Origin of the sequence: Tritonibacter scottomollicae, from assembly GCF_032924845.1 — a bacterium.
Taxonomy (GTDB): Bacteria; Pseudomonadota; Alphaproteobacteria; order Rhodobacterales; family Rhodobacteraceae; genus Epibacterium; species Epibacterium scottomollicae.
Window position 1 is genome coordinate 938304 of the sequence record NZ_CP136704.1, and the last position, 24924, is coordinate 963227.

The following is a 24924-nucleotide window of genomic DNA, read 5'->3' on the forward strand; positions in this document are numbered from 1 at the left end:
GCCCGCGGATCTCTCCGAGGGCGCTTTAATGTCATGGCTCAGGTCGTTCTAAGGAATGAGCTTTTTCACATAGCCGGGTAGGGCAAAGGCGGCCTTGTGCACCTCTGGCGTATAATAGTCCGGCGTGAGGCCAGCCGCAGTAAACCGGCTCTCCAGCGTGGCGAGATCAACCGCGCGGGCCTTGGTCGAGTGACTGCCCCAACCCAGCGCCATCGGCCCGCCCACATAGGTCGGGATGGTGGCAAGATAGCAGGTCGCATCGGCAAACAGCGCCTGAAAGGCCCGCATCGTATTGGTCAGCTCGTCGCCCTGCATGAAGGGCACGCCGTTCTGGGTCACGATGATGCCGTCCTCGGTCAGGGCGCGCGCGGCGTGGCCATAGAAGGTGTCGGTGAATAACACTTCGCCGGGGCCGATCGGATCCGTGGAATCGACGATGATGACGTCGAACTTGTCCTCGGTCTCCTTCATGAAGACCGCGCCATCATTGATCACCAGATTGAGCCGGGCATCGTCAAAGGCGCCCTGGCTCAGCATCGGCAGGTATTCCTTTGAAAAGTCGACAACACCGGCGTCGATTTCCACCATGGTGACATGCTCGACCGAGGCGTGCTTTAGCACCTCGCGCGCAATCCCGCCATCGCCGCCGCCGATGATCAGCACGCGTTTGGCGGCCCCATGCGCCAGGATCGGCACATGGGTCAGCATTTCATGATAGATGAAATTGTCGCCCTCGGTGGTCTGAACAACGTCGTCCAGCGTCAGAATGCGCCCGAAGGTGCCGTTCTGAAAAACCTTGAGCCGCTGATGCTCGGTCTTGCTGTCATAATACATCTCGCTCACCCGCAGGGATTGGGCAAAATGATCGTGTAGCCGTTCGGTGTTCCAGACCTCATCCGTCATGCGGCGACCTCCTTGGCAACGATTTCCTCTCCGCGCAGCAGTTCGCGCACCTCGACCATATTGGTCTCGAAGGCAGATTTCAGCACGTCGACGGCCTTCCAGGGCTCGGCATCGCCGCACATAAAGACGTCGAACGCGCCGTAGCCAATTTCCGGCCATGTGTGCACGGAGATATGACTCTCGGCGAGCACGGCCACGCCGGATACGCCCTGCGGCGAGAACTTATGCGTGTGGATATGCAGCAGGGTTGCGCCGCAGACATCGACCATCTTGCGAAAGGCGTCCTCGATCCGGGTCTGACAGTCCAGACCGGTGCCTTTCATCACTTCGATGATCAGATGCGTGCCGGCAAAAACCTTGCCGTCGCGGCGAATGAAGTGATCCTCGCGGTCGGCGTCGACCAAAGAGTTCACAATAGCGGTGGGTACACCGCTGGCGGTATCTTCCTCATGGGCGCCTGTCTCCAGACCGATCCCCAGTTGGAAGAGGTTGGCGTCGGTCATGACACGCCCCTTCGTTCCAGTAGATGACAATCCAGACGGTCCTTAGCGCCCCCCCGAATAAGAGTTCAGGGTTGGGATCGGTACCGAAAGTCAGGCGCAGATAGGAGGGCGGAGAGATTCGATCAAGGTAAAAATTTATGAACGCTGACCGGTATCGCTCACAAAAAAAGGCCGGAGACGAGCTCCGGCCTGCCAGTTGGTTCTGTGCCCCGGGGATCAGGGTCTCCAGAACGGAAGAGTTCCTTCGCGCATGGCGTCCTCGCGTTGCAGGCCGATGTCACGCAATTGCTGCTGAGTAAGTCGGCTCAACTGACGACGGCTGCGCCTGCGGACCGACCATTTTGTGGCCAGAACCGCAAAACCAATGGCCACCTCTGCAATCATCGGCAGCGCCGCACGATTGGTCAGATAGGAAAGGTGTGTCGGGTGTTCTGTCACATTTGTCATGGTCAGTCTCACATTTTGTATTGATGCAATTTGAATGTACTGGCATGTAAGGCGTACAAAGAGCGGCGCGGATTGTCTAATCGGAGATTGTTATGGGTACAATTTGGCCCTCCACCTTGACTGGGTCGCTGGCAGAGCGGCCGGGTCCAAAGTACAAACGCGTGGCCGATACGATACGGTTGGCAATCGAAAGTGGTACATTGCAGGTGGGGGCAAAACTTCCCCCAGTACGGGAATTGGCCTATCAGTTGAATATCACGCCCGGGACCGTGGCGCGGGCCTATACAATTCTCACAGATGAAGGGCTGTTGCAGGCCGAAGTGGGCCGGGGCACCTTTGTCGCTGAGCGCGAAACCGTGGTCATGGACGATGTCTGGTCGCGTCAATTGCACCTGCTGGAGGGAGCAAACCCCAATCACGTCAGCCTGTTCAGCCCCAGGCTGGTGGATGTCGGTCAGGTCAAGCTGATCCGCGAGGCGTTGCGCAAGGCCGCTGATTGTGACCGTCTGGCGCTGCTGAATTATCCGACACGTGACGCCTATCAACCGGTGCGGCAGGCGGTGGTGGACTGGTTGTCCGACACACCGCTTGGCCCCTTGGGGGAGCGTGACATCGTGCTGACCCATGGCGGGCAGAACGCGGTCATGACGGTGCTGCAGGCGATCCTGAAGGACAGCAATCCAACGATCCTGGTCGAAGATCTGTCTTACGCGGGGTTTCGCCGCGCGGCGGAAATTCTGCGCGCAAAGGTTGTGGGGGTGGCCATCGACGAACATGGCGTCGTGCCGGAGGCTCTGGAAGCCGCGATCAAGAAATCCGGTGCATCGGTGCTTTGTACCAGTCCGGAAGTGCACAATCCGACCGGCACGTTTACGCCGCTTGAACGTCGGAAGGAAATCCTGTCGGTGCTGCGCCGGCATGAGGTACAAGTGATCGAGGACGATTGCTACCGGATGGGAGAGGCGCGGGCACCGACCTATCGGGCGCTGGCGCCGGATCTCAGTTGGCACGTCACATCTATTTCGAAATCACTGACGCCCGCGTTGCGGGTTGGTTTCGCCATCGCACCGGTTGGAAAATCGGCGGACCTGCGTCGGGTGGCCGAATACGGGTACTTCGGTCTGGCGCAGCCTCTCGCAGAGGTGACACGCATCCTACTGGCAGATCCGCGCAGCAAGAAGCTTGTTCAGACCGTCCGCGAGGAAATGGCGGATTATGTGCGGGTGGCGGTCAACGCACTTGGCGCGTTTGAGCTGACCTGGGACGCGCAGGTGCCGTTCCTGTGGTTGCGATTGCCGTCCGGCTGGCGGGCAGGGGCCTTTACCCGCGCGGCAGAGGCGCAGGGGGTGCAATTGCGCTCGGCGGATGAGTTCGCACTGCGCGACGGCCGGGCGCCAAACGCGGTACGCATTGCCATCAATGGGCATGTCACACTGGCCCGGTTCGAGGACGCGATGCTGCGGTTGCGCATGCTGCTGGACAATCCACCGGAGCAAATCAGCGTCTAGGTCGGATTTCTTTGGGGTACTATAGTACCTAATTTGTAGTGTGTTGTTTTTAAACATTTTAATGTCGTTTGCCTGTGTTGACTGTTTTGTGACGCCACCGTAAACCCCGTCTATCGAATTCAGATGGAGTCGTCCGCGGCCCCATTGTCACGACAAACAGGACTGACCTGACATGAAAACCTTCTCTGCTACCCCGGCAGATATCGAGAAGAAGTGGATCATCATCGACGCCGAAGGCGTGGTGCTGGGCCGTCTCGCATCGATCATTGCCACTCGCCTGCGCGGCAAGCATAAACCGTCGTTCACCCCCCACATGGACATGGGTGACAACGTGATCGTCATCAACGCTGACAAGATCCAGATGACCGGCAAGAAGCGCGACGAGCACTTCTACTGGCACACTGGCCACCCGGGCGGCATCAAATCCCGCACCAAACAGCAGATCCTCGAGGGTGCACACCCCGAGCGCGTGGTCTTCCAGGCCGTCAAGCGTATGCTGCCGGGCAACCGCCTGTCCCGCCAGCAGATGACCAACCTGCGCATCTATGCAAGTGCCGAGCACCCGCATGAAGCCCAGAGCCCCGAAGTTCTGGATGTCAAATCCATGAACAAGAAAAACACCCGGAGCTAATGACGATGGCTGATCAGATCACAACTCTCGAAGAGCTTGGCGCCGTCGCAGGCGTCGAAACCGCAGCCGAAGAACTGGCACCGCGCGAACCCGTTCGTGACGAACTTGGCCGTGCCTATGCCACCGGCAAGCGTAAAGACGCTGTTGCCCGCGTCTGGATCAAGCCGGGTTCTGGCAAGGTTCAGGTCAACGGTCTCGAGCTGAACAAATACTTCGCCCGTCCGGTTCTGCAGATGATCCTGCGTCAACCGTTCACCGTGGCCGGTGTTGAAGACCAGTTCGACGTCTATGCAACCGTCAAGGGCGGTGGCCTCTCCGGTCAGGCCGGCGCGGTCAAGCACGGGATCTCCAAAGCACTGCAGCTTTATGACCCCGCGCTGCGTGGCGCACTGAAAGCCGCAGGATTCCTGACCCGCGACAGCCGTGTTGTTGAGCGTAAGAAGTTCGGTCGCCGCAAAGCGCGTCGTTCGTTCCAGTTCTCCAAGCGCTAAGTTCGACCCGTCGAACCTACGATACAAAACAAAGGGTTGCGTCATTCGCAGCCCTTTTTTCATGGGAAAACTCCAATCCGCATTGCGTGAGGGCTGTTGCACAAACCTCGGCTAGAGCTCAAGTTCGCCGCGTACGTTTCCTCATTTGTTGAGCAGCACGGACATTCTGCCGGCCTTCCGCAGCGCAACACGCGAAGACTTAACCTGTTTTCAACGCAATTAGGCGAAATTTGTCTTGTTGTTTGCTTCGCGCAGCAACGTCGAATGAGTGCTGCCAGCATGGATGGTACTTGAGTTCTGGTCGTTGATTGTCAAAAACGCTGAAATTGAGCGGCGTTATAGTACTGACGGAAAACTGGAGGAATTGTGCAGGTAAGAATACCCTACGAAAAATGCCCGCTGTGTGAATCAAAGCATATTGTCAAGTCGGCGACAGGTAATTGCAGCAAGCACCCGCTCTATGATCCAGTTGTCCCGCCGGTGATGCAATGGATGGATTGTGAGACATGCAAACATCAATTTGTTGATGGCTATTTCACAGACGAGGCATTGTCGGTTGTTTTCAGAAACACGAATGATCATCAAAAAGTTGGACATAAGCTCGAGGAGCAGAGAAGCGTATCATCGATGATGATTGAAAAAGTGCTTCCATACAAGTCTGCTGGGGCTTGGCTCGATGTCGGCTTTGGGAATGGGTCTCTGCTGTTTACCGCAGAAGAATACGGCTTCCATCCAATCGGTGTTGATTTGAGGGAAGACAATGTAAGCGCGATGAAAAGCTTGGGTTTCGAAGCCTATTGTGACTTTGTTCAGGATATTGAGTTCAAGAATAAATTGTCAGTTGTAAGCATGATGGACGTGCTTGAGCACATTCCGTACCCGAAAGAGGTGCTGAGTTCCCTTCATTCTAACATGGAAGAGGGAGGCTGCCTCTTAATTTCAATGCCAAACACGGAAAATATCATCTGGAAATTGCTGACCAACAATAACGCAAACCCATTTTGGGGCGAGCTTGAGCACTACCATAACTTTAGCAGAACGCGGCTTTTCTCTTTGCTGAAAGAATGTGGTTTCGATGCGGTCAGATACGGGATCAGTCAACGCTACCGGGTCTGCATGGAAGTTGTCGCTCTGAAGGCATAGCGGACAGCGCTCTGCCGAAAAGTCGCGTCATTATCTTGACGCGCGAGTGGTGGTGTCGCTTGCGGTTTGCAGGAGTGAAGCGCAAGACGCGAACCTCGTGAGGGCCGTGATTTTTCCAAAGCCCGTGCTCGCGTGATGTGTCTATCGAGGGGTGACGTGCCGCAGGGCACTGCCTCTCAGGCCTCCTGGGGAAGTTGGTTTTAGTCGTCAGGATCGATCAGGCCGAGTCCCCTCAGATACACGCCAATTCCTGTTTCCAGCAGGTCTTCGGGTGCATAGGGGGAGGCGGTGCCGGGCGCGTTTCGTGCGAACAGTTCAACCACGCCGTGGCTCATCGCCATGATATGGGCTGAGAACATAGACGCGGGCGGGCGTTTTTCCGCCGGAATATGTTGGCTCAGCTCAGCCGCAGCCCGTTCCAGAACCCCGCGCGCGCGGTTGGCGGCATCGGCCAATTCCGGGGTGCGATTTGCAGAAATACCGCTTTCAAACATCGCGATGTAATGGCCGGGATGTTTGCGCGCAAAAGCCAGGTAGGCGCGCCCTGTCGCCTCAAACGCGGCGAGGGCGGAAGGCTGATACTTGTCATAGGCGTGCTGCATCAGGTCGGCGAACATCAGAAAGCCCTGCCGCGCGGCCTCGGCGATCAGATCCTCGCGCCCCTCAAAGTGGCGATAGACGGCTGCGGGTGTGACGCCCGCCTGCTTGGCCGCCTCGGATAGCGTAAAACCGGTCGGGCCCTTGATTTCGATCAGGCGCAGGGCAGCCTCGACCAGCGCCTGACGCAAATTGCCGTGATGATAGCCGCGTTTAGGCATCCCAAATGTCCGGGCCGCCACAAATCTGGGTATCGGGGGCGCCGAGGGCCTCAAGATCCTTGTTGTCATAGTCAATCGCCAGCAGAACGTGGCGTATGGCTTCCAGCCGGGCACGTTTCTTGTCGTCGGAGCGCACGATGGTCCAAGGCGCATGGGCACTCTGGCTGCGGTACAGAGTTTCGCGGATCGCCTTGGAGTAGGCGTCCCAGCGTTTCAGGCCTTCGACGTCGATCCAGCTGAGTTTCCATTGTTTCAGTGGGTCATGTTCGCGGGCCAGAAAACGGCGCAGCTGCTCGGCGCGCCCGACATTCAGCCAGAGCTTGATGAGGTGAATGCCTTCATCCACCAGCATTTTCTCAAATTCTGTGACTTGCGTGAAGAAATGCTCCCGCTCCGCATCGCTGCAGAAGTCGAACACTTTCTCGACAACGCCGCGATTGTACCAGCTGCGATCAAAAAAGACGATCTCGCCGCCTGCGGGCAGCTGGGTGATGTAGCGCTGGAAGTACCATTGCGTCGCTTCGGTTTCTGTCGGTTTGGACAGGGCCACGACACGCGCCCCACGCGGGTTTAGGTTCTCGCGGAAGCGTTTGATCGTGCCGCCCTTGCCCGCGGCGTCGCGACCTTCGAATACGATGGCAATGCGTTGGCCTGAGGATTTGACCCAGGCTTGCAGCTTCACCAGCTCGATTTGCAGGGCTTCGTAAGTATCTTTGTAGTCCTGCTTGGCGATCTCTTCATCGTAGGGGTATGTCGGGTTCAGGATATCATCCTTATGGCCGGTCTTGATGGCCTTGCGGATGTCCTTGGGTGCGTCGTTTTCGAAGTACTGGCTGATCGCCCCGTCAAACGGCAAAGTCATGTCGCATCCGTCCTTTCTCGCCCACAGTGTCTGAAGCGATACTCTTCAATGTTAACGCGCTTAACGCAAGTTCGCCCGCGCCGCCGCGCGGTGCACCGCGTCCACAACGGATTGCGTATGGGTCTGGTGCGGCATGTGTCCAACCCCATCCAGCGGGGTGAGGCGTGCGGTTGAGGTATCTGCCACAAGCCGTTCTGCGTGAATGGAAATCCCCACAGTGGTGTCGGCCGTGCCATGCACGATCTCGATCGGCATCGCCAGATCGGGGTAGAGCGGCGCCATGGTTTCGATCTCGGATAGCAGATTGGCGCGTTGCTTGGCATTGGCCCGCAAGGAAGAGCGGCGCAGGCTCATTTCCAGTCCGAAGTGCTCGGCAAAGCCTTCGGGAACCTCTTGTGGGGCAAAGACCTCTGCCAGCGAATTGCGCACATAGCTCTTTGGCACAAAGGCCGTCAGCAGTGGCACGACCAATGCGCTGCCAAGTCGCGAGGAGGTGACTTTGTAGAACGGTGAAAGGTCTGAGTCCCACGGGTGAGAGACACCGGAAACATTGATCACCGCAGCCGTTTGGTCGGGGAATTGTGTCGCCCAGGCCAGCGCGACTGCGCCGCCGTAGCTCTGACCAAGCACCAGCGGCCGGGTCACCCCAAGCTGGGCACTTGCCTCCTTCAAGACGCGCGCCTGTGTCTGGATGCTTGTACCGCGTGCTGACACCGGATCGGAGTACCCCAGACCGGGGCGGTCGAAGATCAGGATGTGGTAGGCATCTTCCAGCGCCGGGGACAGGCGAAACGTCATGTCGCGGGTGCTGCCATTGGACCCATGGATCAGCACAAGATCCGGCGCGCTGCCGCGAGGTTGGCCGAGCTCAACCACATGGACCTTATGTCCATCAACGTCGAGAAACTGCCCTTGCGGCGGATGCGCCGCCATGGCGTTTTCCTCCCGCGTTGTGACGCGGGAGGACAGCATCGCGCAACCGGCCCCGAGGCCAAGCGCCAGCAGTAGAAGAGCGAGAGGAGCCATGCGCACCGATCAGGCCCGCAGGTCGGTTGTTTCCAGACCGATGCGTTCCACGTCGAAAGGCGTGGTCTGGTAAAGCTCCGACACCCAGTTGCTATAGAGCAGTTGCGCATGGCTGCGCCAACGGTTCAGCGGTTTGCGGCTTGGGTCGTCATCGGGATAGTAGTTGAGCGGAACATTGATCGCGGTTCCGCTTTCCACGTCGCGATCATATTCCTGCTTCAGCGTGTCACTGTCGTATTCAAAATGGTTGAAGATGTAGAGGGCGCGGTGGTCCTTATCCTCGATCAGGCAGGGGCCGACATCGTCGCTGCCAAGAAGCGTCGTCAGACGCGGCGCTGCGTCGATTTCCGCCTGGCTCATTTCGGTCCAGCGCGACACCGGGATCACGAAGTCATCCGAAAACCCACGCAGATAAGGCGAGGTCGGTTGCAGGTTCTGGTGCCGGAAGCAGCCAAAGGCCTTTTTCTCCAGCATGTGTTTCTGCACGCCGTGGAAATAGTTGATCATCGCCATGCCGCCCCAGCACACCCCAAACGTGGAATGCACATTGGTTTGCGTCCAGTCAAAGACCTCGCAGAGTTCCTGCCAGTAGGTGACATCCTCAAAAGGCAGATGCTCGATCGGAGCGCCGGTGATGATCAGCCCGTCGAATTTCTGATCCTTCACCTCCTGAAAGGGGCGATAGAATTCCTCCATATGCGCGGCGGCGGTGTTCTTGGTCTGATGCTCTGTCATGCGGATCAGCGACAGCTCGATCTGCAAAGGCGTTGCGGCGATCAGACGGGCAAACTGGTTTTCCGTCTGGATTTTCTTCGGCATCAGGTTCAGGAGCCCGATCTTGATCGGGCGGATGTCCTGACGGGCCGCGTGATCCGGCGACATGACCATGACGCCCTCGTCCGAAAGGACGGAGTAGGCGGGCAGGTCAGCGGGGATCTTGATAGGCATGTCAGGTCCTTTGGAGAATGTGCCGAAGAGGCGGCACTGTGGAGTGTTTAGGTAAGTCTGTTACGTTCGAGCCTCAAGAGCAGATGAAATCAACTCCTCGAAATCGGAATTTGATTCCACCTGAGAAATCTGATCGGCAGTGACGGTCACGCCCCAGTTCTCCGCCATGGCTTCGTAGCGCGGCTGGCGATGGGCGAGTGCCTGCGCATAGGTCCAGCGCAGGAAGGCATGTGGATCAACATCAACGTCGGAGAGATTGTTTTCGCTCAGATATTCCTCCCAAACGCGGGTCAGGAACGCGGGTTGATAGGCCATCGGTTTCGGAGCTCGGTCAAAGCGGCGGATCAGTTCTTGCGTATGGGCGTCGGTGCCCTTGATCCAGACCAGGAGCGTGTGCTCGCTCAGGTTCTTGAGCAACGGATCGTCCGGATCGTTGGCATCGACCCATTCGCAGATCGAGCCACCGGAATCGCAGATGAAATGCGGGTACCCATAGATCCGTTCGGATCGGTTGATAAAGTAGCCCGTGTCCAGCAGCGCATCAATCTCAGCCCGGCGGAATTGGTCCTGGCGGGTGTGATACTCGGCAATGGGCAACCCGCCCTTTGTCGGATCGCCCGGAACACCGAGATAGGCGGTGACCGCGCTCAGGTTCTCGAATGTGATGTTCGAGGAGATATCGATGGAATCCGTCAGCAGAAGATCCCGCAGGAAGGGCACTTTCATCGCCTCGGCCTTGGCATTGTCGGCTATGTATTCACCCATGTAGCGGGTGCCGATGCGATAGTCGGCGGAATAGTGAAACCACTGGCCGGACCCGCGCAGCACATTGCTGACATAGGTCTTTCCGAGGCCGGACATGCCAAAGAAGAGAACCCGTTTGGACGGCGCATCGCGCCAAGCCTGTGCTGAGGAGTAAAGCATGAAACTGCTGCCTTTTTCGCGGTCTGTGGAGCCTTGCTAGACAGGCCGGGGCGAGAGGTCAATTGTGCTTGGTGTGATGGAGGTATGCGTGGCGTCCGATGAACACGACACTTCATATGCAAAAGCCCCGCCACATTGGGCGGGGCTTGGTTTTACAGTCCAATCCTACGCGATCAGAAGTAGAAGCCGACCTTTACACCGAGGCTGAGAGCTTCGTTGTCATTGAAGTTGGTCACCGGATTTCCACCAGGTGATGCAATCGCGTCACCGAGTTTGGTGTAGCGCAGACCGGCTGCGATTTTCATCTTTTCGGTCTTATACTGCACGCCGAGACGGATCGCTTCCATGCCTTGCGTCGGGGCCAGCGGCGACACCAGATTGTCGCCATCCGCATCCTCGTAGATATAGGCAAGCGATGCGGACCAATTGTCATTGAAGCGGCGGCCCACACCGACGGTATAGGTGAAGGAGTTGTCCAGATCGATCAGATCACGCCCCAGAACCGTCGGCATCAGGTCGGTGACGCTGTGTTCTGCCCAGCGGACGTTCGCAAATGCGACGGTGTCCTTGGCGACGCCGGTCTGGAAATCGAGGTTCACTGACTGCGGAGTCTTGGTCTCTGTCGAGGTTGCGACTGTCGGGCTGTAGCTTTCGTTGGTTTCGAAATCATGGGTGATCTCGGAGTTGTAGGTCAATGCGGCGCGCAGCGCAATTTCCGGGATCTCATAAGCGACACCTGCGACCCAGCCAAACGCGCCATCGCGGTTGACCTTCACGTTGTAGGTTCCGCCGGGGAGCGCGCCGTAGGCTGCACCGGCAAGATTGATCTCGCCGTCAATCTCTTGATAGCGCAGACCGCCATGAACGCTGAAGCGATCATTCAACTTGTAGCGCAGCAGTGCGGTGATCGCGTTGGAATCTGCCCGCGCCATGGTGCCACCCAGAAGGGCTGATCCACCGACGGGGTAGTTGACGTCCACACCCCAAGGTTGATCATAGATGATTGCCAGCGACAGCTCATCTGTAATGTCAGTCTTGTAGGCGCCGCCGAACATGTTGAAGCTTTCGCCAACGTCACCGGTCGCCGAACCCAGCGGGTTCAGTGAGGTGCGGTCGTTGCCGGAGACATCTGCAGACGTCGTGGCAAAGGAAAACTCTGCGTAGTTGCCTTCCTCGAAGATGACGCCGATGGGCTGGCCGGTGCGGTCAAGACCACTTGCCATCGCCGTTGATGCCAACAGCGTCGTTGCAACGGATGCCGCGATGTAATGTTTCATTAGTATCCTCCCTCAAGCGCATGGCGAAATTATATTTCACTCAGCGGTCCTCACTCACCCTAAGGGGTTTGTGTCAGTTCAGGCAATGTTGACGGAGCGGCAGTTTGCGTCAGTGGCCCATGGCGTCCAAGCTACTGTTGCCGGGAGGATACAATATTGATGAAATTTCCGGCGAGAATAAGTGACGCACCCACAAACAGCCAGATCTCGACCGACTCGCCATAAATCAGCCAGCCCAGCAGCGCGATGAAGGGCAGGCGGGCGAAGTCGATCGGCACAACCAGAGCGGCAGGCGCAAGAGACAGCGCATTGGTGATGCAAAAATGCGCGCTCAGGCCCGCACAGCCGATGATCAGCAAAAAGGGCAGGCTCTGCGCATCGGGCAGGGTGATATCCATGTCCCAGCCTGCAAAGATCACGCCAAGAACCAATTGCATGACGGTGAGCCAGAACATGATCGACCAGATGCTCTCAGTTCGGGTCAGCCGTTTTGTCGCGATATTTGTCAGGGCGAAGAACACCGCAGACCCGGCGGCGCAGGCCAGACCGATATTAAAGGTCGAGGGGCTCGGGCGGGCCACGATCAGGATGCCGATGAACCCGAGGCAGACTGCGAGCCCGCGCATCCGCGTGAGCTTTTCGCCCAGCAAGAGCGGTGCAAGCAGGATCACCCAGATCGGCGAGGTGAATTCAAGCGCAAAGACCTGCGCAAGTGGGATCACGGAGACCGCGTAGAACCAAAGGTTCTGGCCAGTGAAATGTGCCATATTCCGCAGGCCATGCTGCTTTAGCATTGTGGTACTGACCTGCGGCCAGCGTCGCAGCACCGTGATCATGGCCGATACCACCAGAACCCCGACAAGACTGCGGTACATCATGATCTCGAAGGTATCCAGAGACAGGCTTGCCTCACGGCCCGCGATGGCCATGGCCGAAAAGGACAGGATGGCACCGCCCATCCAGAGGGCGGCGCGCAACAAGATGGCGTCGCGTGCCGTATTTGGTTCGGCGATACTGTCCCGCATGATGCCCCCTGATTGCTGCGTGGAGCAGATGGGGGGTAAAAGCTGTCGGGGTCAAGCCCGATCAGGCCGCAGCACGCCGTTCTGCCATGTCGAGAGAACCGCGCAGCGCGATATACTGGCTCACCAGGCTTTCGGGATCAAACTGAGAGGTACGGATCACGGCGTCGATCTTTTCCACCAGTTCATCCGAGGACGCGACAGAGTTTGCGTTCGTTTTTGGGGGCAGGATCGGTGTACGGTCTACACCCAGATCCGTAAGCAGCTGCTTGGCGCCTGCGGGTTGTGTCACGTCTTCAAGCTGGGCATTCACAAAGCGGATGCGGTCCCCATAGCAGCGCTCGTAGTAGGTTTGCCGACACTCCATCTCCAGCGCATACCAGATCGCGGCGCCCAACTGGCCCATTTTTAGAAACGGCTCTGCATTGACGATGCGATTGGGGTAGTCCGGCGCCAGAAACCATTGCCACAGTGTGCTTATGAGAATGAAGTCATGGCGATTGACGTAGCTGGCGCATTGGCGGGCCAGATCGCGACGCAGTACAATCACGGTCGCATCGCTATTGCGCGGATGGTGCGCCAAGGCTTCGATCAGGCCGCATTTTCCCAGCGTATGATTGGTTTCCGCATAGTTGATATCCTGAGGGAGCGCGTCGAGCTTGTGCTGCCAGAAGGCCTGTATTTCTTTATTGGACCCATAGGTGTTGAAGCTGCGCAATTGGCGAACCTCTGGCATGCGGGTGCCAAAATCCTCAATCGCGATGGGTTCGTGGATCGCGTTGACATCTAGATTGGCGCTTAGGAACTTGGCCAGCCAGCCCGATCCGGATCTGCCTGCGGTGAGAGAAAAATAGATTTGGGGCATCGTGGCGCTCCTTGTGTCTGTCAAGTTGCGGATTTGAGTGGATCGCGTGCGGCGATGGCGTCGGTTTGGGTGTGACAGCCTGCGGCGACGGGCATGATCGCTGTTCCCGGCATGGCTGTGCCCTAGAGGCCTGCGTCGCGAAACTCCGCGGCGCGCATGTGGTCTTGTAAGGCCTTTCGTTTTTTTACGCGAATGCAGAGAGCTGCGGGTCAAAGCCAACATAAAAAAGCCGAGTTAACGCTGAGTTTCCGGCGCAAGATTTCAGACAAAGAAATACAAAATGGCAGCAAAAAACCCCGGCACCTTGCGGGGCCGGGGTTTTTGTTTGTTCGAAGAGGGTTATTCCCACTCGATGGTGCCTGGCGGCTTTGACGTTATGTCGTAGGTGCATCTGTTGATGCCCTTGACCTCATTGATGATCCGCGTCGCGGTCTCTCCGAGAAATTCATGGCTGAACGGATAGTAATCCGCCGTCATCCCATCCACCGAGGTCACCGCGCGCAGCGCACAGGCGTAGTCATAGGTGCGACCATCGCCCATCACGCCAACCGTGCGCACGGGCAGGATCGCCACAAAGGCTTGCCAGATTTCATCATAGAGACCGTGCTTGCGGATCTGGTCGATGTAGATCGCATCCGCCTCGCGCAGGATCTCCAGCTTGTCGCGGGTAATCTCGCCGGGGCAACGGATCGCCAGACCGGGTCCGGGGAAGGGGTGACGGCCGATAAAGCTGTCGGGCAGGCCAAGTTCGCGACCCAAGGCGCGGACCTCGTCCTTGAACAGCTCGCGCAGGGGTTCCACCAGCTTCAGACCCATTTTCTCGGGCAGGCCGCCAACATTATGGTGCGACTTGATCGTCACAGACGGGCCGCCAGAGAAGGAAACGCTCTCGATCACATCGGGATAAAGCGTGCCCTGTGCGAGGAACTCGGCGCCATCGATCTGATCGGCGTATTTCTGGAACACGTCGATGAACAGCTTGCCGATGATCTTGCGCTTGGTTTCCGGATCGGACTGGCCGTCGAGTTCACCGAGGAACAGCTCGGTTTCATCCGCATGGATCACCTGCAGGTTCATGTGATCGCGGAACATGCCGACCACTTCCTCGGCCTCGTTCTTGCGCAACAGCCCATGGTCTACAAACACGCAGGTCAGCTGATCGCCGATCGCCTCGTGGATCAGCGCTGCCGCGACAGAGCTGTCGACACCGCCGGAGAGGGCGCAGATCACGTTTTTATCGCCCACCTCGTCGCGGATCTTCTCGACCATCTGCTCGCGGTAGGCACCCATGGTCCAGTCGCCGGCAAACCCGGCCAGACGTACGAAGTTTTCATACAACGTCTTGCCGTTCGGGGTGTGGTGTACCTCGGGGTGGAACTGCACCGCATAGAAGTTGCGCTCCAGATCCGCGGTGATCGCGAAGGGCGCATGGGGCGACGTGCCGTAAACCTTGAAACCTGGTGCGATTTCAGAGACATGGTCGCCGTGGCTCATCCAGACCTGTTCGGTCTGATCGAGGAACCAGCCCCCCAGCATCTCAATACGCTCTTCGGTCGGTGTCACATAGGCCCGGCCAAATTCCGCGGTGCCGTGGCCCGACAAAACGGTGCCGCCGAGCTGGTGCATCATCACCTGTTGACCATAGCAGATGCCGAGGATCGGCACGCCGTAGTCAAAGATTTCCTGCGGCGCGCGAGGGGATCCTTCGCGCGTCACGCTGTCTGGGCCACCGGAGAAGATCACGGCCTTCGGCGCGAACTCACGCACAAAGTCCATCGTGACTTTCTGGTAGGGGTGGATTTCGCAATAGACGTTCAACTCGCGCAGACGGCGCGCGATAAGCTGCGTCACCTGGCTGCCGAAGTCTATGATTAGAAGGCGGTCATGGGCTGTCTCGGTCATGCTTGGCTCTTAGGGGGTGGCGTGGCGTCTGGCAAGAGGCCAGATGGCCTCCGCTGGCGGTTTTCGGCCCCTTTAAAGATTGCGCTGCGCGACCAGGGGCAGGGGAATTCGTAAAAAAGCCAATCAGGCCGCAAAATCCAGTCCCGGATGTCGCATTTATGCGAGAATAGCCGTTATCCTTCGGCGACGCCCGGCGTGTCTCCGATATTCAGACTGAACAGAATTCATACTGTCGTGAGGTATAACGATGACAGATGCAGCACCACGTCGCCGCAGCCGAGGTGGCGGAGGCGCCGCCCGTCGCGCGGAACGGACGAGCGTCAAGATCGAGACAGCAAAGTACATCGAACGGAATATTCCGAACTACGAGGTGCTGAACGACGAGGCGCTTGAAATCATCGAAGCCAACGCCGAGACCATCCTCGAGGAGGTCGGCGTCAATTTCGTTGACAACCCCGTCGCGTTGGAGCGCTGGCGTGAGGCTGGCGCCGATGTGCAGGGAGAGCGGGTCCGCATTCCGCGTGGCCTGGCCCGGAAACTCTGTGAGACGGCCCCCAGCGAGTTCACTCAGCATGCGCGGGATCCGAATAAATCCGTGGTGATCGGTGGCAATAACCTGGTGCTGGCCCCGATCTACGGCCCGCCCTTCGTGCGCGATGCCAATGGGGGGCGCCGTTACGCGACGCTGGAGGATTTCCAGAAGTTCGTGAAGCTGGGCTACATGTCGAAATGGCTGCACCACTCCGGCGGGACCGTTTGCGAGCCAACCGATGTGCCGGTGAACAAACGTCACCTCGACATGCTGATGGCGCATATGGAGCTGTCGGACAAACCCTTCATGGGGTCTGTGACCGAGCCAAGCCGAGCGCAGGACACCGTCGATATGTGCGGCATCCTGTTCGGCAAGGAATTCGTTCAGAACAACACCGTCACCACCTCGCTGATCAACATCAACTCGCCGATGACATTCGACGAAGTGATGATGTGCGCGCTGGAGGTCTATGCGCAGAACAATCAGGCCTGCATCATCTCGCCCTTCATCGTCGGTGGTGCCATGGCGCCGGTGACCATCGCGGGCACCCTGACGCAGGTTCTGGCCGAAGTTCTGGCCGGTGTGGCCTACAGTCAGCTGATCCGGCCCGGTGCTCCCGTGATCTTTGGCGCGTTTGTGTCTTCGATCGACATGAACTCCGGTGCGCCGACATTTGGCACGCCCGAAGCCTCCATGATCACCTATGGCGCGGGTCAGCTTGCCCGGCGTCTGAAGCTGCCGTTCCGCTCTGCTGGCTCCTTCTGCGGCTCCAAACTGCCGGATGCGCAAGCCGCCTATGAGACTGCAAACTCTCTGAACATGGGTCTGCTGGCTGGGGTGAACTTCATGCTGCACTCCTGCGGTTGGCTCGAGGGTGGTCTGGTCGCGGACTTCGAGAAATTCGTTATGGATGCGGATCAGCTCGGCGCGCTGCATGGCCTGGCCAAAGGCATCTATATGGATGAAAACGGTCAGGGGATGGATGCCATCCGCGAGGTCGGCCCCGGTGGCCACTACCTTGGCTGTGAGCACACGCAGGCCAACTTCAAGACGGCGTTCTGGAAATCCGATGTTCTGGATTACAAACCCTTTGAACAATGGGAAGAAGAAGGCGCGCGCGACACGTACAAGCTGGCAACCTCCCGTGTGGAGCATCTGTTGGCGACCTACAAGCAGCCCGAACTCGACCCGGCGATCCGTGAGGCTCTTGTTGCCTATGTGGCCGAGAAGAAAGCCTCGATGCCGGATTCCTTCATGTAATTCAGGGCCTTCAGTATAGATCATCAAGAACGGCGCCCTTTGAGGCGCCGTTTTTTATTGCGGCACGGCTTTTTGCGTGGTGGCACGGGATGCCAGGTACAGGCGGCTTTCGGCTGCAAGCGCGATCAGGATGTCGACATGCCGGACGATCGAGTAGCCCGGGTTGCGGGCACGTCGGGCAACCTCCTGCGCCGACTCGATGTCCAGCAAACGCATGAGGATGGCACCCTGCTGATGTGGGGCAGAAGCCCCGAGCAGGCGTTTGAGGTCCCGGCCGCGCGAATACTCATCCGCTCCGATCCGCGCGGCGCGCGCCAGCAGCCGTGGGCGGACGAGGCTGGAAAGACGTGTGGCAAGATCCTGCATGGCATTCCCCTATGAACCTGTGAACAACGAGGGGAATAATACTCAACTCTAGCGGGTGTTGCGGAAAGCCCGGGGTGAGCGAACGGTCCATTTCCAATAGCTTTGATAATCTGTGGCAGGATTTGGATCTGTCAAAAATCAATCGTTCAGGGTTGGGGGCGTGATGCAGCCAGATTTTGGTCGGCTGTACCTTTGGGTGATCAGGGGCCTGGACATAATTGGGGGTCAGTTATGCATGACATGACCAGTTTGAATCTGCCGGATTGGGTGTCTTCTGAGGTCTTTCGATATCTTGAACATACAATGGCGCAAGTTTCGATCCGCGAACTGGCGCGCGCGGGGGAGTGTCACCCATCAACCGTTATGCGCCAGATCCGCCGCCTGGAACACATGCGAGAAGACCCGCTGATTGACGGCGCCCTTCAGGGGTTGTCTGACACGTTCTATAATGCCGCAGCACCGCGAAAGGGCGCAAGTCAAAAAGAGTATTACTGTCAGGAAGATGCGGCGCGATGTTTGACTCTTTTGGCGCAAAAAGGGGCGGTGTTGGCGGTAGGGCGCGACATGCCAAAGGCGATTGTTCTGCGGGACGCAGGCGCAGAGGTTCACAAGACGGTTGTAGATCGCGGCATCGCCGAGGTGCTGGCGCTTCAGGACTGGATCAGCTGCTTCGCGTCGGGCCGGGTCCATCGCTATCGTCTGACCAAGGATGGGCGCAGCGCGTTGGCCATGTTGATGGCGCGAACAGAGAGCCACCGGCGCATGCGTCAGGAGACCACCACACAATCCGGCGTCTCTGGTATTGTGGCAACCTTCCCGGCGCGCGGTCAGGCGGCGGCGCGCCGGGCGCGCTACGGGCTTCAGGAAACGCCGCTTCAAACCCTGTCCCGTCTGTCTGACCGCGGTGGCAAGCCCTTCCTGTCTCCGGAAATGGTCAGAGCAGGCGAGCGGTTGCGAGAGGATTTTGAACTGGCGCAAATCGGGCAGCATATTGCCCGCGAACATGCGGCGTTCGGCGAGACATTCTGTGATCGCAAGCCACAGGATTTCGACGGTCCCGCGCGCGAGGCATTCAAACGCGCCAGTTCTGCTCTCTATGCTCTCGGGCCCGGCCTGAGCGACATCGCGTTGCGGTGCTGCTGTAACCTTGAGGGGCTTGAGGCGGCCGAACGTGACCTGGGATGGTCTGCTCGCTCAGGAAAGATCGTGCTGCGGATTGCGCTGGAGCAGCTGCACCAGCATTACATTTCGTTGCCGCCGCAAAATCAGATGATTGGTTAATGCGTCTCACAATCTATGCACGAAAACACAAATTAGCCGACGTAGATCATGAGGGGCTTGGGTCTATTCAAACCGGCGTGCAGGCGCGGCGCGCTTTCCTATTCGCGAAATATGGCGCGAAAGCGAATTCGCCTTTGCCCTCTGGTGCCTGTGAAAAACTTGCCAAAGGTGAAGAGGTCGCGTTATGAAAACTCCGCAACTCAACCGTCACGAAAGCGCTGGATGCGCCGATCATAGGCCGTTTGGTCAACCAAACACCTTGCTGGCAGCACATCCCAGGTATGCAGCACTGGTCGTGGTCTGCCAGCGCTGCTATGTTACGCTGCAATAACTTTCGTAGTCACAAGGAAGATCCTGTGCGAGATCTGAAGATCCCGGAGCAGCGCCACCCGGAAAAGGCGCACCGTCCCGACAATGCTCAGCCAAAGAAGCCAAGCTGGATCCGCGTCAAGGCGCCGGGCGGCAAGGGGTATGCTGAGACTCACAAGATCATGCGCGAGAACAATCTCGTCACCGTCTGCGAAGAAGCCGGTTGCCCGAATGTGGGGGAATGCTGGAGCCAAGGCCACGCCACCATGATGATCATGGGCGAGGTTTGCACGCGGGCCTGTTCCTTCTGCAATATTGCAACCGGCAAGCCACCAGAGGAGCTGGACGCCTTTGAACCCGGGCGGGTTGCTCATGCGGTGGCCAAGTTGGGGCTGAACCATGTGGTCATCACCTCGGTGGACCGCGATGACGTGGACGATGGCGGTGCCGCGCATTTTGCCCAGACCATTCGTGCGGTACGCCACCGCTCGCCCAGCACCACAATTGAAATCCTGACACCTGATTTCTTGCGGTGTGATCCCAGTGCCTTGGAAACCGTTGTTGAAGCAAAGCCGGACGTGTTCAACCACAACCTTGAAACCGTGCCTGGGCTTTATCCCGAGGTGCGGGCGGGCGCGCGCTATTTCCATTCGCTGCGACTGTTGCAGCGCGTGAAGGAGATTGATCCCAGCATCTTTACCAAATCCGGCATCATGGTTGGACTTGGCGAAGACGAAATGGCGGTCAAGCAGGTGATGGACGACATGCGCTCGGCGGATGTGGATTTTCTGACCATCGGACAATATCTGCAGCCTACGCCAAAGCACCACGCCGTGGATCGTTTTGTCACGCCGGACGAGTTCAAGAGCTATGAAAAATCCGCCTACGGCAAGGGCTTCCTGATGGTTTCTGCAACGCCTCTGACACGGTCGTCCTACCATGCGGGGGATGATTTTGCGCAGCTACGTGCGGCACGGAATGCCAAGCTCGGCATCGCATGACGCCGCAGGATCTGGAGCGTCTGATTGCGCTCCGACATGACTTGCACGCTGCGCCCGAAATCTCGGGCGCAGAGCATGCCACCGCGCAACGGATCGAAGACGAGCTGCGCGATCTTGGTGCTGACCAAATCCTGACAGGGCTGGGCGGCACGGGACTTGCTGCGGTATTTGACGGCCGCGCGCCGGGACAGACCATCGGCATCCGGTGCGAGTTGGATGCTTTGCCCATCCCTGAGGAAACCAACCTGAGTTATGCCTCGCAAGTCCCGGGCAAGGGACATCTTTGCGGACATGATGGTCACATGGTCATGGTTCTGGGTGTCGCGGCTGCGCTTTCACGGCAACGCCCGGAGACGGGACGTGTGGTGCTGATATTCCAGCCTGCAGAGGAAACGGGCGAGGGGGCGATCGCCTATCGCGCGGCCCCGGAGTTCGGTGAAATCGCGCCCGATATCGTGCTGTCGCTGCATAACCTGCCGGGACTGGCGTTGGGGCATGTGTCGCTGCCAAGATCGGCGGCCAATTGTGCCTCGCGCGGGGCGCGTATTCGTCTGACCGGGCGGACCTCCCACGCTGCCGCACCGCAAGATGGCCTGTCCCCAGCCACCGCATTGGCGGCGTTGATGGGGCAACTCTCGGCGCTGGGATCCGGCGGCCAATTGGATGAAAACTACGCGCTAACCACTGTTACGCACGCAGAATTGGGAGAGAAGACCTTTGGCGTTTCGCCTGGTTTTGCAGAATTGTGGGTGACACTTCGTACAGTCACTGACACGCGGATGGATACGCTGGTTGATGCGGTTTCTCATCACGTTGCCGTCTGTGCTGAGGCACAGGGTCTGACCTACCACATTACCTACCATGATGTGTTTGAGGCCTGCACAAACGCATCCAATGCTGTGGCCCTGTTGGAGACGGCCTGCAACGCTGAAAGCGTTCCGATCACGATGACCGACACGCCGCAGGCCTTCTCTGAGGATTTCGGGCAATTCGGAAAGTCGGCCCAAAGTGCGATGTTCTGGCTCGGCGCGGGGGAGGACCAGCCGCAGCTACACAATCCGGACTATGACTTTCCAGATGCGCTGATCTCCACGGGGACCGGCATTTTTCTACGCGCGATCCACACTCTGATCGGCTGAGCCTCAGTCGAGCAGAGCGTCCACAACGGCAACCGCGCCGACGATGGCGAGCGTATCTTTCACCACTTCGAGAATTTCACCGTTCTTGCGCACATAGCGATGTCCTGCAGATGGTGGTTCCAGACCCCAGCGCTGATAATCGTCAACATTTGTCCAGTCACCGGAGAGATGCCTGTCATGAGCGTGCCGTTTCTTGATCTGGCCGGGGGCAAAATGGGCGGCGCTATTCTTGTGGCCGGGGGCCCATTTCGGTGGGCCGGCCAGCGCGGACATGGGGGCGAGGGCAACGGCAGCGGCCATGAGGCCGGCGGTCAGTTTGGGCATCGTCATGACGCGCTCCTTTGATCTGCGATGTCGCCTAGACATGGCGCAGATGCCGCGAATTGCCAATTCGCATGCGCCAGTTCCTGCCGTGCTCACCGGGCAAACCGGCAGGCTTGCGCTTGTGCCGGTTCAGGAGTGGGCGCTGTATCAGGTGAAGCGCACCTTACCAATGTGCGGCAGGTTGCGATTGCGTTGAGCAAAATCGATGCCATAGCCCACGACAAATTCATCCGGGATCTCAAAGCCGATCCAGTCCGAGCGGAAATCCACTTCGCGGCGGGAGGGCTTGTCCAGCAGAGCGATGGATTTGAGCCGGGCGGGCTTGCGGCTGTTCAACAGCGAAATTACGTGATTCAGCGTGTGTCCGGTGTCGACGATATCTTCGACAACCAGCACGTCGCGCCCTTCAATTGCGCCGCGCAAGTCCTTGAGGATACGCACCTCTCGGCTGCTTTCCATGCCGTCTCCGTAGGACGAGGCCTCCAGGAAATCCACCTCGATCGGCAGGTCCAGCTCTCGCACCAGATCGGCGATGAATACAAAGCTGCCGCGCAAGAGCCCCACGACCACCAACTTGTCGGTGTCGCCAAATTCTGCGGTGATATCGCCACAAAGTTCTTCGATTCGTGCAGCGATGGCCTTGGCCGAAATCATTACATCAATGACATATGGTCGCTCTGACATGCTTGCCCCCTTGAATTTCGCACGCGTTCATAGGACACCACGCGCCACCTGTACAGAAGACGAATTGACTTGCGATGCCAACACATTCTGAAACCCGCCCGATGCCCTATAGCGCCCAGCAGATGTACGATCTGGTGGCGGACGTAGGATCGTACCCGAAATTCCTGCCGTGGTGCGCTGCTGCGCGTATTCGCAGTCGGACACCACAGGGTGCCTCAGAGGTTATGGAAGCGGATCTGGTGATTTCCTTCAAGGTGTTCCGTGAACGCTTTGGCAGTCGGGTTGTGCTGCATCCAGATGAGCACAAGATCGACACGGAATATCTGGATGGACCGTTTCGCTACATGAAGTCCAACTGGGCTTTTGCAGATCGCGACGATGGCGGTTGTGATGTGGCTTTCTTCGTCGATTTTGAATTCAAGAACGCCGTGCTGCAGGGGATCATCGGCGTCGTGTTCAACGAGGCCATGCAGCGGATTGTGCGGGCGTTTGAGCGTCGCGCGGCCGAGCTTTATGGCTGAGGATATCAGGCTCTAATAAGGGCTTTGGGGCGCATTCAGGCGTCGCCGCGCTCCAATGCGCGCTGCAGCAGTGCAAGCGCATGATCACGGCTGGCAAGGCGCACCTTGTCTCGACCCAGCGCACCAAAATCGACCAGTTCCGTTTCCGTCTGCACACCGTTCTGCGCAAGGCCAAAGCAGACGCGCCCCTCTGGTTTATGTTCCGATCCACCTGGACCTGCGATGCCCGTGACCGAGACCGCAAGCGTGGTGCCCGCGGCGCGGAGGGCGCCATCCGCCATCTCACGCGCAGTTTCCTCGCTCACTGCGCCGAAATCCTTGAGTGTTTCAGCACTTACGCCAAGCATCTGCATCTTTGCGGCGTTGGAGTAGGTGACAAAGCCCCGATCCACCACCGAAGATGAGCCGGTAATATCCGTGAGTGCGGCGGCAATCATGCCGCCAGTGCAGCTTTCGGCTGTGGCGATGGTGGCGCGCTGAGATTCAGCTAGATCCAGCAAGGCACTGATATCAATGCTCATAACCCCAGAACCCCATGAGAGAACCCAGCCAGTAGTGCGATGCCGATACCGGCCATACCCCCGGCGATCACATCGTCCATCATCACGCCAAAGGGGCCTTTCTTGCGGTCGGCCCAACCAACCGGGCCCGGTTTCCAGATGTCAAAGAGGCGAAACAGCAGGAAGCCCGCGACCCAGCCGGGCCAGAGATCTGTGATATCAAGGCCATGTAGCCACGCAGGCAGCGAGATTGCCCATAGCGCCAGCATCTGCCCGGCAAGCTCGTCCAATACGAATTCCGACGGGTCCAGATCTTCCTGACCACGTGTCATCTCGGTCGCAGCCCAAAGGCCGATGATGATCGCGATGACGGTCACGACAGCCAGCAACGGAAAGCCGCCAACCATGTGCAGCGCATAGGTCAAAGGCAGGGCGACAAGCGAGCCCCAGGTGCCGGGGGCAGGGCGGATATGCCCGACTCCACAACAGGTTCCAAGAAGTTGTGCAAGTGTCATGCGCGCACCAGCGTTGCGGTGGCAAGCGCCGCAATCCCCTCGCCACGTCCGGTGAAGCCCAGCCGCTCGGATGTGGTGGCTTTCACCGAGACCCGGTCTCGATCCATATTCATAATTTCAGCCATGCGGCTGCGCATTTCCTCGGCATGGGGGCCGATTTTCGGGAATTCGCAGACCAGCGTGCAGTCCACATTGCTGATCCTGAAGCCCTTGGAGAGCGCAAGATCGACCGCATGACGCAAGAATATCTCGGATGCGGCGCCTTTCCACTGCGGGTCGCTGGGCGGGAAATGGCGACCAATATCGCCTTCTGCCATCGCCCCGTAGAGCGCATCCGTCACCGCATGCATGCCCACATCCGCATCGGAATGCCCTTGCAAGCCGCGGTCATGTGGCACCTCGATCCCACAAAGGGTTACCTGGTCGCCAGGGCCAAACCGATGCACATCGTAGCCATTGCCCAGCCTGATATCCGGAATGCTGTCCATGCTGCTCCTCAGAATGTTCTCGGCGCGGGCAAAATCCTCGGGCCGGGTGATCTTGATGTTGTTGATGTCGCCTTGAGTTATGCGCACCGAGAGACCGGCCTTGCGCGCAACCTCCACATCATCTGCCGCTGGCCCGTCCAGCGCAAGATGCGCCGACAGGATCGCGTCAAAATGAAACGCTTGCGGGGTCTGCGCGGCGTAGAGGTTGCTGCGATCCTGAGTGCCGGTCACTTCATGCGCTGTTCCGGTCCAAAGCGCATCGGTGACTGCCAGCCCCGGTGCGGCGGCGGGCGCAGTGTCCAATGCGCACAGCACCTCCGTGATGAGGTGCGCGGGCACGCAGGGGCGCGCGGCATCGTGGATCAGCACTTTGTCGACGTTCATTTTATCAAGTGCGATCAGCCCATTGCGAACAGATGTTGACCGGTCAACGCCGCCCTTAGCGAGCAAAATATCCTTATGCTTAGCGAGGGCTTGCGCGGCGTCGGGGTTGTCTGGATCGCGCACCACCATGATGAGGTCGACACTCGCCTCTTGAAAGGCCGCGATGGTCCAATCGATCACCCGCTTGCCGGCAAGCGGGCGCCATTGCTTTGCCACACCGCCACCTGCGCGGGTGCCGGTTCCGGCTGCAACAATCAAAACGGCGGTGGTCATGATGGGGACCGCATCCTTGTATTCGGGCAATCTGTGGGCGTGTTTACGGTGCGGCGGATAAACTGGCAACGCTCCGG

At 58.5% G+C, this 24924-nt stretch carries 28 protein-coding genes; 10 read left to right on the plus strand and 18 right to left on the minus strand.

The features are described 5' to 3' along the window. Positions 1-48: 48 nt before the first annotated feature. The 3 genes from speE to R1T40_RS05010 all read right to left on the minus strand — a co-directional run bounded on the left by speE (position 49) and on the right by R1T40_RS05010 (position 1853). The gene (gene speE, locus R1T40_RS05000; RefSeq protein WP_317386094.1) at positions 49-903 is read right to left on the minus strand and encodes a polyamine aminopropyltransferase; all 855 of its coding nucleotides are present in this window, start codon (positions 901-903) and stop codon (positions 49-51) included. Further along, complete coding sequence (speD, locus tag R1T40_RS05005; RefSeq protein WP_317386095.1) at positions 900-1406, minus strand: adenosylmethionine decarboxylase; 507 nt, start codon at positions 1404-1406, stop codon at positions 900-902. Before speD ends, speE begins: the two co-directional genes overlap by 4 nt. A 216-nt stretch (positions 1407-1622) precedes the next feature. Beyond that, on the minus strand, positions 1623-1853 hold the full coding sequence (locus R1T40_RS05010) for a DUF1127 domain-containing protein (protein WP_317386096.1): 231 nt from the start codon (positions 1851-1853) through the stop codon (positions 1623-1625). Positions 1854-1945: 92 nt separating this feature from the next. Between R1T40_RS05010 and R1T40_RS05015 the strand changes: the two genes are divergently transcribed. The 4 genes from R1T40_RS05015 to R1T40_RS05030 all read left to right on the plus strand — a co-directional run bounded on the left by R1T40_RS05015 (position 1946) and on the right by R1T40_RS05030 (position 5626). Next, positions 1946-3361, plus strand: a complete 1416-nt coding sequence (locus tag R1T40_RS05015) for an aminotransferase-like domain-containing protein (RefSeq protein WP_106164043.1) — start codon at positions 1946-1948, stop codon at positions 3359-3361. A 172-nt stretch (positions 3362-3533) separates the two neighbouring features. Next, a complete protein-coding gene (gene rplM / locus R1T40_RS05020) occupies positions 3534-3992 on the plus strand; it encodes a 50S ribosomal protein L13 (protein WP_106164044.1) in 459 nt (152 codons plus the stop codon). A 5-nt stretch (positions 3993-3997) separates the two neighbouring features. Next, positions 3998-4483: a 30S ribosomal protein S9 gene (gene rpsI, locus R1T40_RS05025; protein WP_106164128.1), complete on the plus strand. Its 486-nt coding sequence runs from the start codon at positions 3998-4000 to the stop codon at positions 4481-4483. Positions 4484-4849: 366 nt separating this feature from the next. Then, a complete protein-coding gene (locus tag R1T40_RS05030; protein ID WP_317386097.1) occupies positions 4850-5626 on the plus strand; it encodes a class I SAM-dependent methyltransferase in 777 nt (258 codons plus the stop codon). Positions 5627-5826: 200 nt separating this feature from the next. On the opposite strand, the gene R1T40_RS05035 is transcribed toward R1T40_RS05030, so the two are convergent. The 9 genes from R1T40_RS05035 to guaA all read right to left on the minus strand — a co-directional run bounded on the left by R1T40_RS05035 (position 5827) and on the right by guaA (position 15270). After that, positions 5827-6444 (minus strand): TetR/AcrR family transcriptional regulator, encoded by a 618-nt coding sequence (locus R1T40_RS05035; protein WP_106164046.1) that lies wholly within the window; start codon positions 6442-6444, stop codon positions 5827-5829. After that, the gene (gene ppk2 / locus R1T40_RS05040) at positions 6437-7306 is read right to left on the minus strand and encodes a polyphosphate kinase 2 (protein ID WP_317386098.1); all 870 of its coding nucleotides are present in this window, start codon (positions 7304-7306) and stop codon (positions 6437-6439) included. The genes R1T40_RS05035 and ppk2 overlap by 8 nt, the downstream gene beginning before the upstream one ends. Positions 7307-7366: 60 nt before the next feature. Continuing rightward, positions 7367-8332 (minus strand): alpha/beta fold hydrolase, encoded by a 966-nt coding sequence (locus R1T40_RS05045; RefSeq protein WP_317386099.1) that lies wholly within the window; start codon positions 8330-8332, stop codon positions 7367-7369. 9 nt (positions 8333-8341) lie between these two features. Beyond that, entirely contained in the window at positions 8342-9280 is a 939-nt protein-coding gene (gene metA / locus R1T40_RS05050; RefSeq protein WP_106164049.1) for a homoserine O-acetyltransferase MetA, read from the minus strand. Between the two features lie 60 nt (positions 9281-9340). Beyond that, on the minus strand, positions 9341-10204 hold the full coding sequence (locus R1T40_RS05055; protein ID WP_106164050.1) for an ATPase: 864 nt from the start codon (positions 10202-10204) through the stop codon (positions 9341-9343). Between the two features lie 173 nt (positions 10205-10377). Next, the gene (locus R1T40_RS05060; protein WP_317386100.1) at positions 10378-11481 is read right to left on the minus strand and encodes an OmpP1/FadL family transporter; all 1104 of its coding nucleotides are present in this window, start codon (positions 11479-11481) and stop codon (positions 10378-10380) included. A 131-nt stretch (positions 11482-11612) separates the two neighbouring features. After that, the gene (locus R1T40_RS05065) at positions 11613-12506 is read right to left on the minus strand and encodes a DMT family transporter (protein ID WP_317386101.1); all 894 of its coding nucleotides are present in this window, start codon (positions 12504-12506) and stop codon (positions 11613-11615) included. Between the two features lie 61 nt (positions 12507-12567). Beyond that, on the minus strand, positions 12568-13368 hold the full coding sequence (locus R1T40_RS05070) for a hypothetical protein (protein ID WP_317386102.1): 801 nt from the start codon (positions 13366-13368) through the stop codon (positions 12568-12570). Positions 13369-13707: 339 nt separating this feature from the next. Then, positions 13708-15270: a glutamine-hydrolyzing GMP synthase gene (gene guaA / locus R1T40_RS05075; protein WP_106164053.1), complete on the minus strand. Its 1563-nt coding sequence runs from the start codon at positions 15268-15270 to the stop codon at positions 13708-13710. Positions 15271-15517: 247 nt separating this feature from the next. On the opposite strand from guaA, the gene R1T40_RS05080 reads away from it, so the two are divergent. Further along, complete coding sequence (locus tag R1T40_RS05080) at positions 15518-17062, plus strand: trimethylamine methyltransferase family protein (protein ID WP_317386103.1); 1545 nt, start codon at positions 15518-15520, stop codon at positions 17060-17062. Between the two features lie 54 nt (positions 17063-17116). On the opposite strand, the gene R1T40_RS05085 is transcribed toward R1T40_RS05080, so the two are convergent. Continuing rightward, the gene (locus R1T40_RS05085; RefSeq protein WP_317386104.1) at positions 17117-17428 is read right to left on the minus strand and encodes a DUF6477 family protein; all 312 of its coding nucleotides are present in this window, start codon (positions 17426-17428) and stop codon (positions 17117-17119) included. 240 nt (positions 17429-17668) lie between these two features. Between R1T40_RS05085 and R1T40_RS05090 the strand changes: the two genes are divergently transcribed. The 4 genes from R1T40_RS05090 (at position 17669) to R1T40_RS05105 (ending at position 21158) form a co-directional block, all read left to right on the plus strand. Then, positions 17669-18709 carry a DUF6456 domain-containing protein gene (locus R1T40_RS05090; protein ID WP_317386105.1) on the plus strand — a complete coding sequence of 347 codons (1041 nt, stop codon included), beginning with the start codon at positions 17669-17671 and terminating at the stop codon, positions 18707-18709. Next, complete coding sequence (locus R1T40_RS05095) at positions 18709-18897, plus strand: hypothetical protein (protein WP_317386106.1); 189 nt, start codon at positions 18709-18711, stop codon at positions 18895-18897. The genes R1T40_RS05090 and R1T40_RS05095 overlap by 1 nt, the downstream gene beginning before the upstream one ends. A gap of 168 nt (positions 18898-19065) precedes the next feature. Beyond that, a complete protein-coding gene (gene lipA, locus R1T40_RS05100; protein ID WP_106164057.1) occupies positions 19066-20019 on the plus strand; it encodes a lipoyl synthase in 954 nt (317 codons plus the stop codon). Further along, positions 20016-21158: an amidohydrolase gene (locus R1T40_RS05105; protein WP_317386107.1), complete on the plus strand. Its 1143-nt coding sequence runs from the start codon at positions 20016-20018 to the stop codon at positions 21156-21158. Before lipA ends, R1T40_RS05105 begins: the two co-directional genes overlap by 4 nt. A 3-nt stretch (positions 21159-21161) precedes the next feature. Here the strand turns inward: R1T40_RS05105 and R1T40_RS05110 are convergent, their stop codons facing one another. Continuing rightward, a complete protein-coding gene (locus tag R1T40_RS05110) occupies positions 21162-21488 on the minus strand; it encodes an RcnB family protein (RefSeq protein ID WP_317386108.1) in 327 nt (108 codons plus the stop codon). 141 nt (positions 21489-21629) lie between these two features. After that, the gene (gene hpt / locus R1T40_RS05115; protein ID WP_106164060.1) at positions 21630-22166 is read right to left on the minus strand and encodes a hypoxanthine phosphoribosyltransferase; all 537 of its coding nucleotides are present in this window, start codon (positions 22164-22166) and stop codon (positions 21630-21632) included. Between the two features lie 74 nt (positions 22167-22240). Here hpt and R1T40_RS05120 point away from each other — a divergent pair, with 74 nt between their 5' ends. Next, the gene (locus R1T40_RS05120; RefSeq protein WP_106164061.1) at positions 22241-22687 is read left to right on the plus strand and encodes a type II toxin-antitoxin system RatA family toxin; all 447 of its coding nucleotides are present in this window, start codon (positions 22241-22243) and stop codon (positions 22685-22687) included. 35 nt (positions 22688-22722) lie between these two features. On the opposite strand, the gene R1T40_RS05125 is transcribed toward R1T40_RS05120, so the two are convergent. Genes R1T40_RS05125 through R1T40_RS05135 form a run of 3 tightly spaced genes read right to left on the minus strand, consistent with a single transcriptional unit; the run spans position 22723 to position 24847 of the window. Beyond that, the gene (locus R1T40_RS05125) at positions 22723-23202 is read right to left on the minus strand and encodes a CinA family protein (protein ID WP_317386948.1); all 480 of its coding nucleotides are present in this window, start codon (positions 23200-23202) and stop codon (positions 22723-22725) included. 2 nt (positions 23203-23204) lie between these two features. Next, positions 23205-23702: a phosphatidylglycerophosphatase A family protein gene (locus tag R1T40_RS05130; RefSeq protein WP_317386109.1), complete on the minus strand. Its 498-nt coding sequence runs from the start codon at positions 23700-23702 to the stop codon at positions 23205-23207. Continuing rightward, on the minus strand, positions 23699-24847 hold the full coding sequence (locus tag R1T40_RS05135; protein ID WP_317386110.1) for a bifunctional 2-C-methyl-D-erythritol 4-phosphate cytidylyltransferase/2-C-methyl-D-erythritol 2,4-cyclodiphosphate synthase: 1149 nt from the start codon (positions 24845-24847) through the stop codon (positions 23699-23701). Before R1T40_RS05135 ends, R1T40_RS05130 begins: the two co-directional genes overlap by 4 nt. Positions 24848-24924: the final 77 nt, after the last annotated feature.

Bases quoted from the DNA above. Each gene is read 5' to 3' on its own strand.
- metA (WP_106164049.1), bottom strand. From the start codon at position 9,280: ATGCCTATCAAGATCCCCGCTGACCTGCCCGCCTACTCCGTCCTTTCG.
- R1T40_RS05015 (WP_106164043.1), top strand. From the start codon at position 1,946: ATGGGTACAATTTGGCCCTCCACCTTGACTGGGTCGCTGGCAGAGCGG.
- R1T40_RS05110 (WP_317386108.1), bottom strand. From the start codon at position 21,488: ATGACGATGCCCAAACTGACCGCCGGCCTCATGGCCGCTGCCGTTGCC.
- speD (WP_317386095.1), bottom strand. From the start codon at position 1,406: ATGACCGACGCCAACCTCTTCCAACTGGGGATCGGTCTGGAGACAGGC.
- ppk2 (WP_317386098.1), bottom strand. From the start codon at position 7,306: ATGACTTTGCCGTTTGACGGGGCGATCAGCCAGTACTTCGAAAACGAC.
- R1T40_RS05135 (WP_317386110.1), bottom strand. From the start codon at position 24,847: ATGACCACCGCCGTTTTGATTGTTGCAGCCGGAACCGGCACCCGCGCA.
- rpsI (WP_106164128.1), top strand. From the start codon at position 3,998: ATGGCTGATCAGATCACAACTCTCGAAGAGCTTGGCGCCGTCGCAGGC.
- R1T40_RS05095 (WP_317386106.1), top strand. From the start codon at position 18,709: ATGCGTCTCACAATCTATGCACGAAAACACAAATTAGCCGACGTAGAT.
- speE (WP_317386094.1), bottom strand. From the start codon at position 903: ATGACGGATGAGGTCTGGAACACCGAACGGCTACACGATCATTTTGCC.
- R1T40_RS05090 (WP_317386105.1), top strand. From the start codon at position 17,669: ATGACCAGTTTGAATCTGCCGGATTGGGTGTCTTCTGAGGTCTTTCGA.
- R1T40_RS05035 (WP_106164046.1), bottom strand. From the start codon at position 6,444: ATGCCTAAACGCGGCTATCATCACGGCAATTTGCGTCAGGCGCTGGTC.
- R1T40_RS05105 (WP_317386107.1), top strand. From the start codon at position 20,016: ATGACGCCGCAGGATCTGGAGCGTCTGATTGCGCTCCGACATGACTTG.
- R1T40_RS05080 (WP_317386103.1), top strand. From the start codon at position 15,518: ATGACAGATGCAGCACCACGTCGCCGCAGCCGAGGTGGCGGAGGCGCC.
- hpt (WP_106164060.1), bottom strand. From the start codon at position 22,166: ATGTCAGAGCGACCATATGTCATTGATGTAATGATTTCGGCCAAGGCC.
- R1T40_RS05010 (WP_317386096.1), bottom strand. From the start codon at position 1,853: ATGACAAATGTGACAGAACACCCGACACACCTTTCCTATCTGACCAAT.
- R1T40_RS05070 (WP_317386102.1), bottom strand. From the start codon at position 13,368: ATGCCCCAAATCTATTTTTCTCTCACCGCAGGCAGATCCGGATCGGGC.
- R1T40_RS05065 (WP_317386101.1), bottom strand. From the start codon at position 12,506: ATGCGGGACAGTATCGCCGAACCAAATACGGCACGCGACGCCATCTTG.
- R1T40_RS05120 (WP_106164061.1), top strand. From the start codon at position 22,241: ATGCCAACACATTCTGAAACCCGCCCGATGCCCTATAGCGCCCAGCAG.
- guaA (WP_106164053.1), bottom strand. From the start codon at position 15,270: ATGACCGAGACAGCCCATGACCGCCTTCTAATCATAGACTTCGGCAGC.
- R1T40_RS05055 (WP_106164050.1), bottom strand. From the start codon at position 10,204: ATGCTTTACTCCTCAGCACAGGCTTGGCGCGATGCGCCGTCCAAACGG.
- R1T40_RS05045 (WP_317386099.1), bottom strand. From the start codon at position 8,332: ATGGCTCCTCTCGCTCTTCTACTGCTGGCGCTTGGCCTCGGGGCCGGT.
- R1T40_RS05060 (WP_317386100.1), bottom strand. From the start codon at position 11,481: ATGAAACATTACATCGCGGCATCCGTTGCAACGACGCTGTTGGCATCA.
- R1T40_RS05085 (WP_317386104.1), bottom strand. From the start codon at position 17,428: ATGCAGGATCTTGCCACACGTCTTTCCAGCCTCGTCCGCCCACGGCTG.
- rplM (WP_106164044.1), top strand. From the start codon at position 3,534: ATGAAAACCTTCTCTGCTACCCCGGCAGATATCGAGAAGAAGTGGATC.
- R1T40_RS05130 (WP_317386109.1), bottom strand. From the start codon at position 23,702: ATGACACTTGCACAACTTCTTGGAACCTGTTGTGGAGTCGGGCATATC.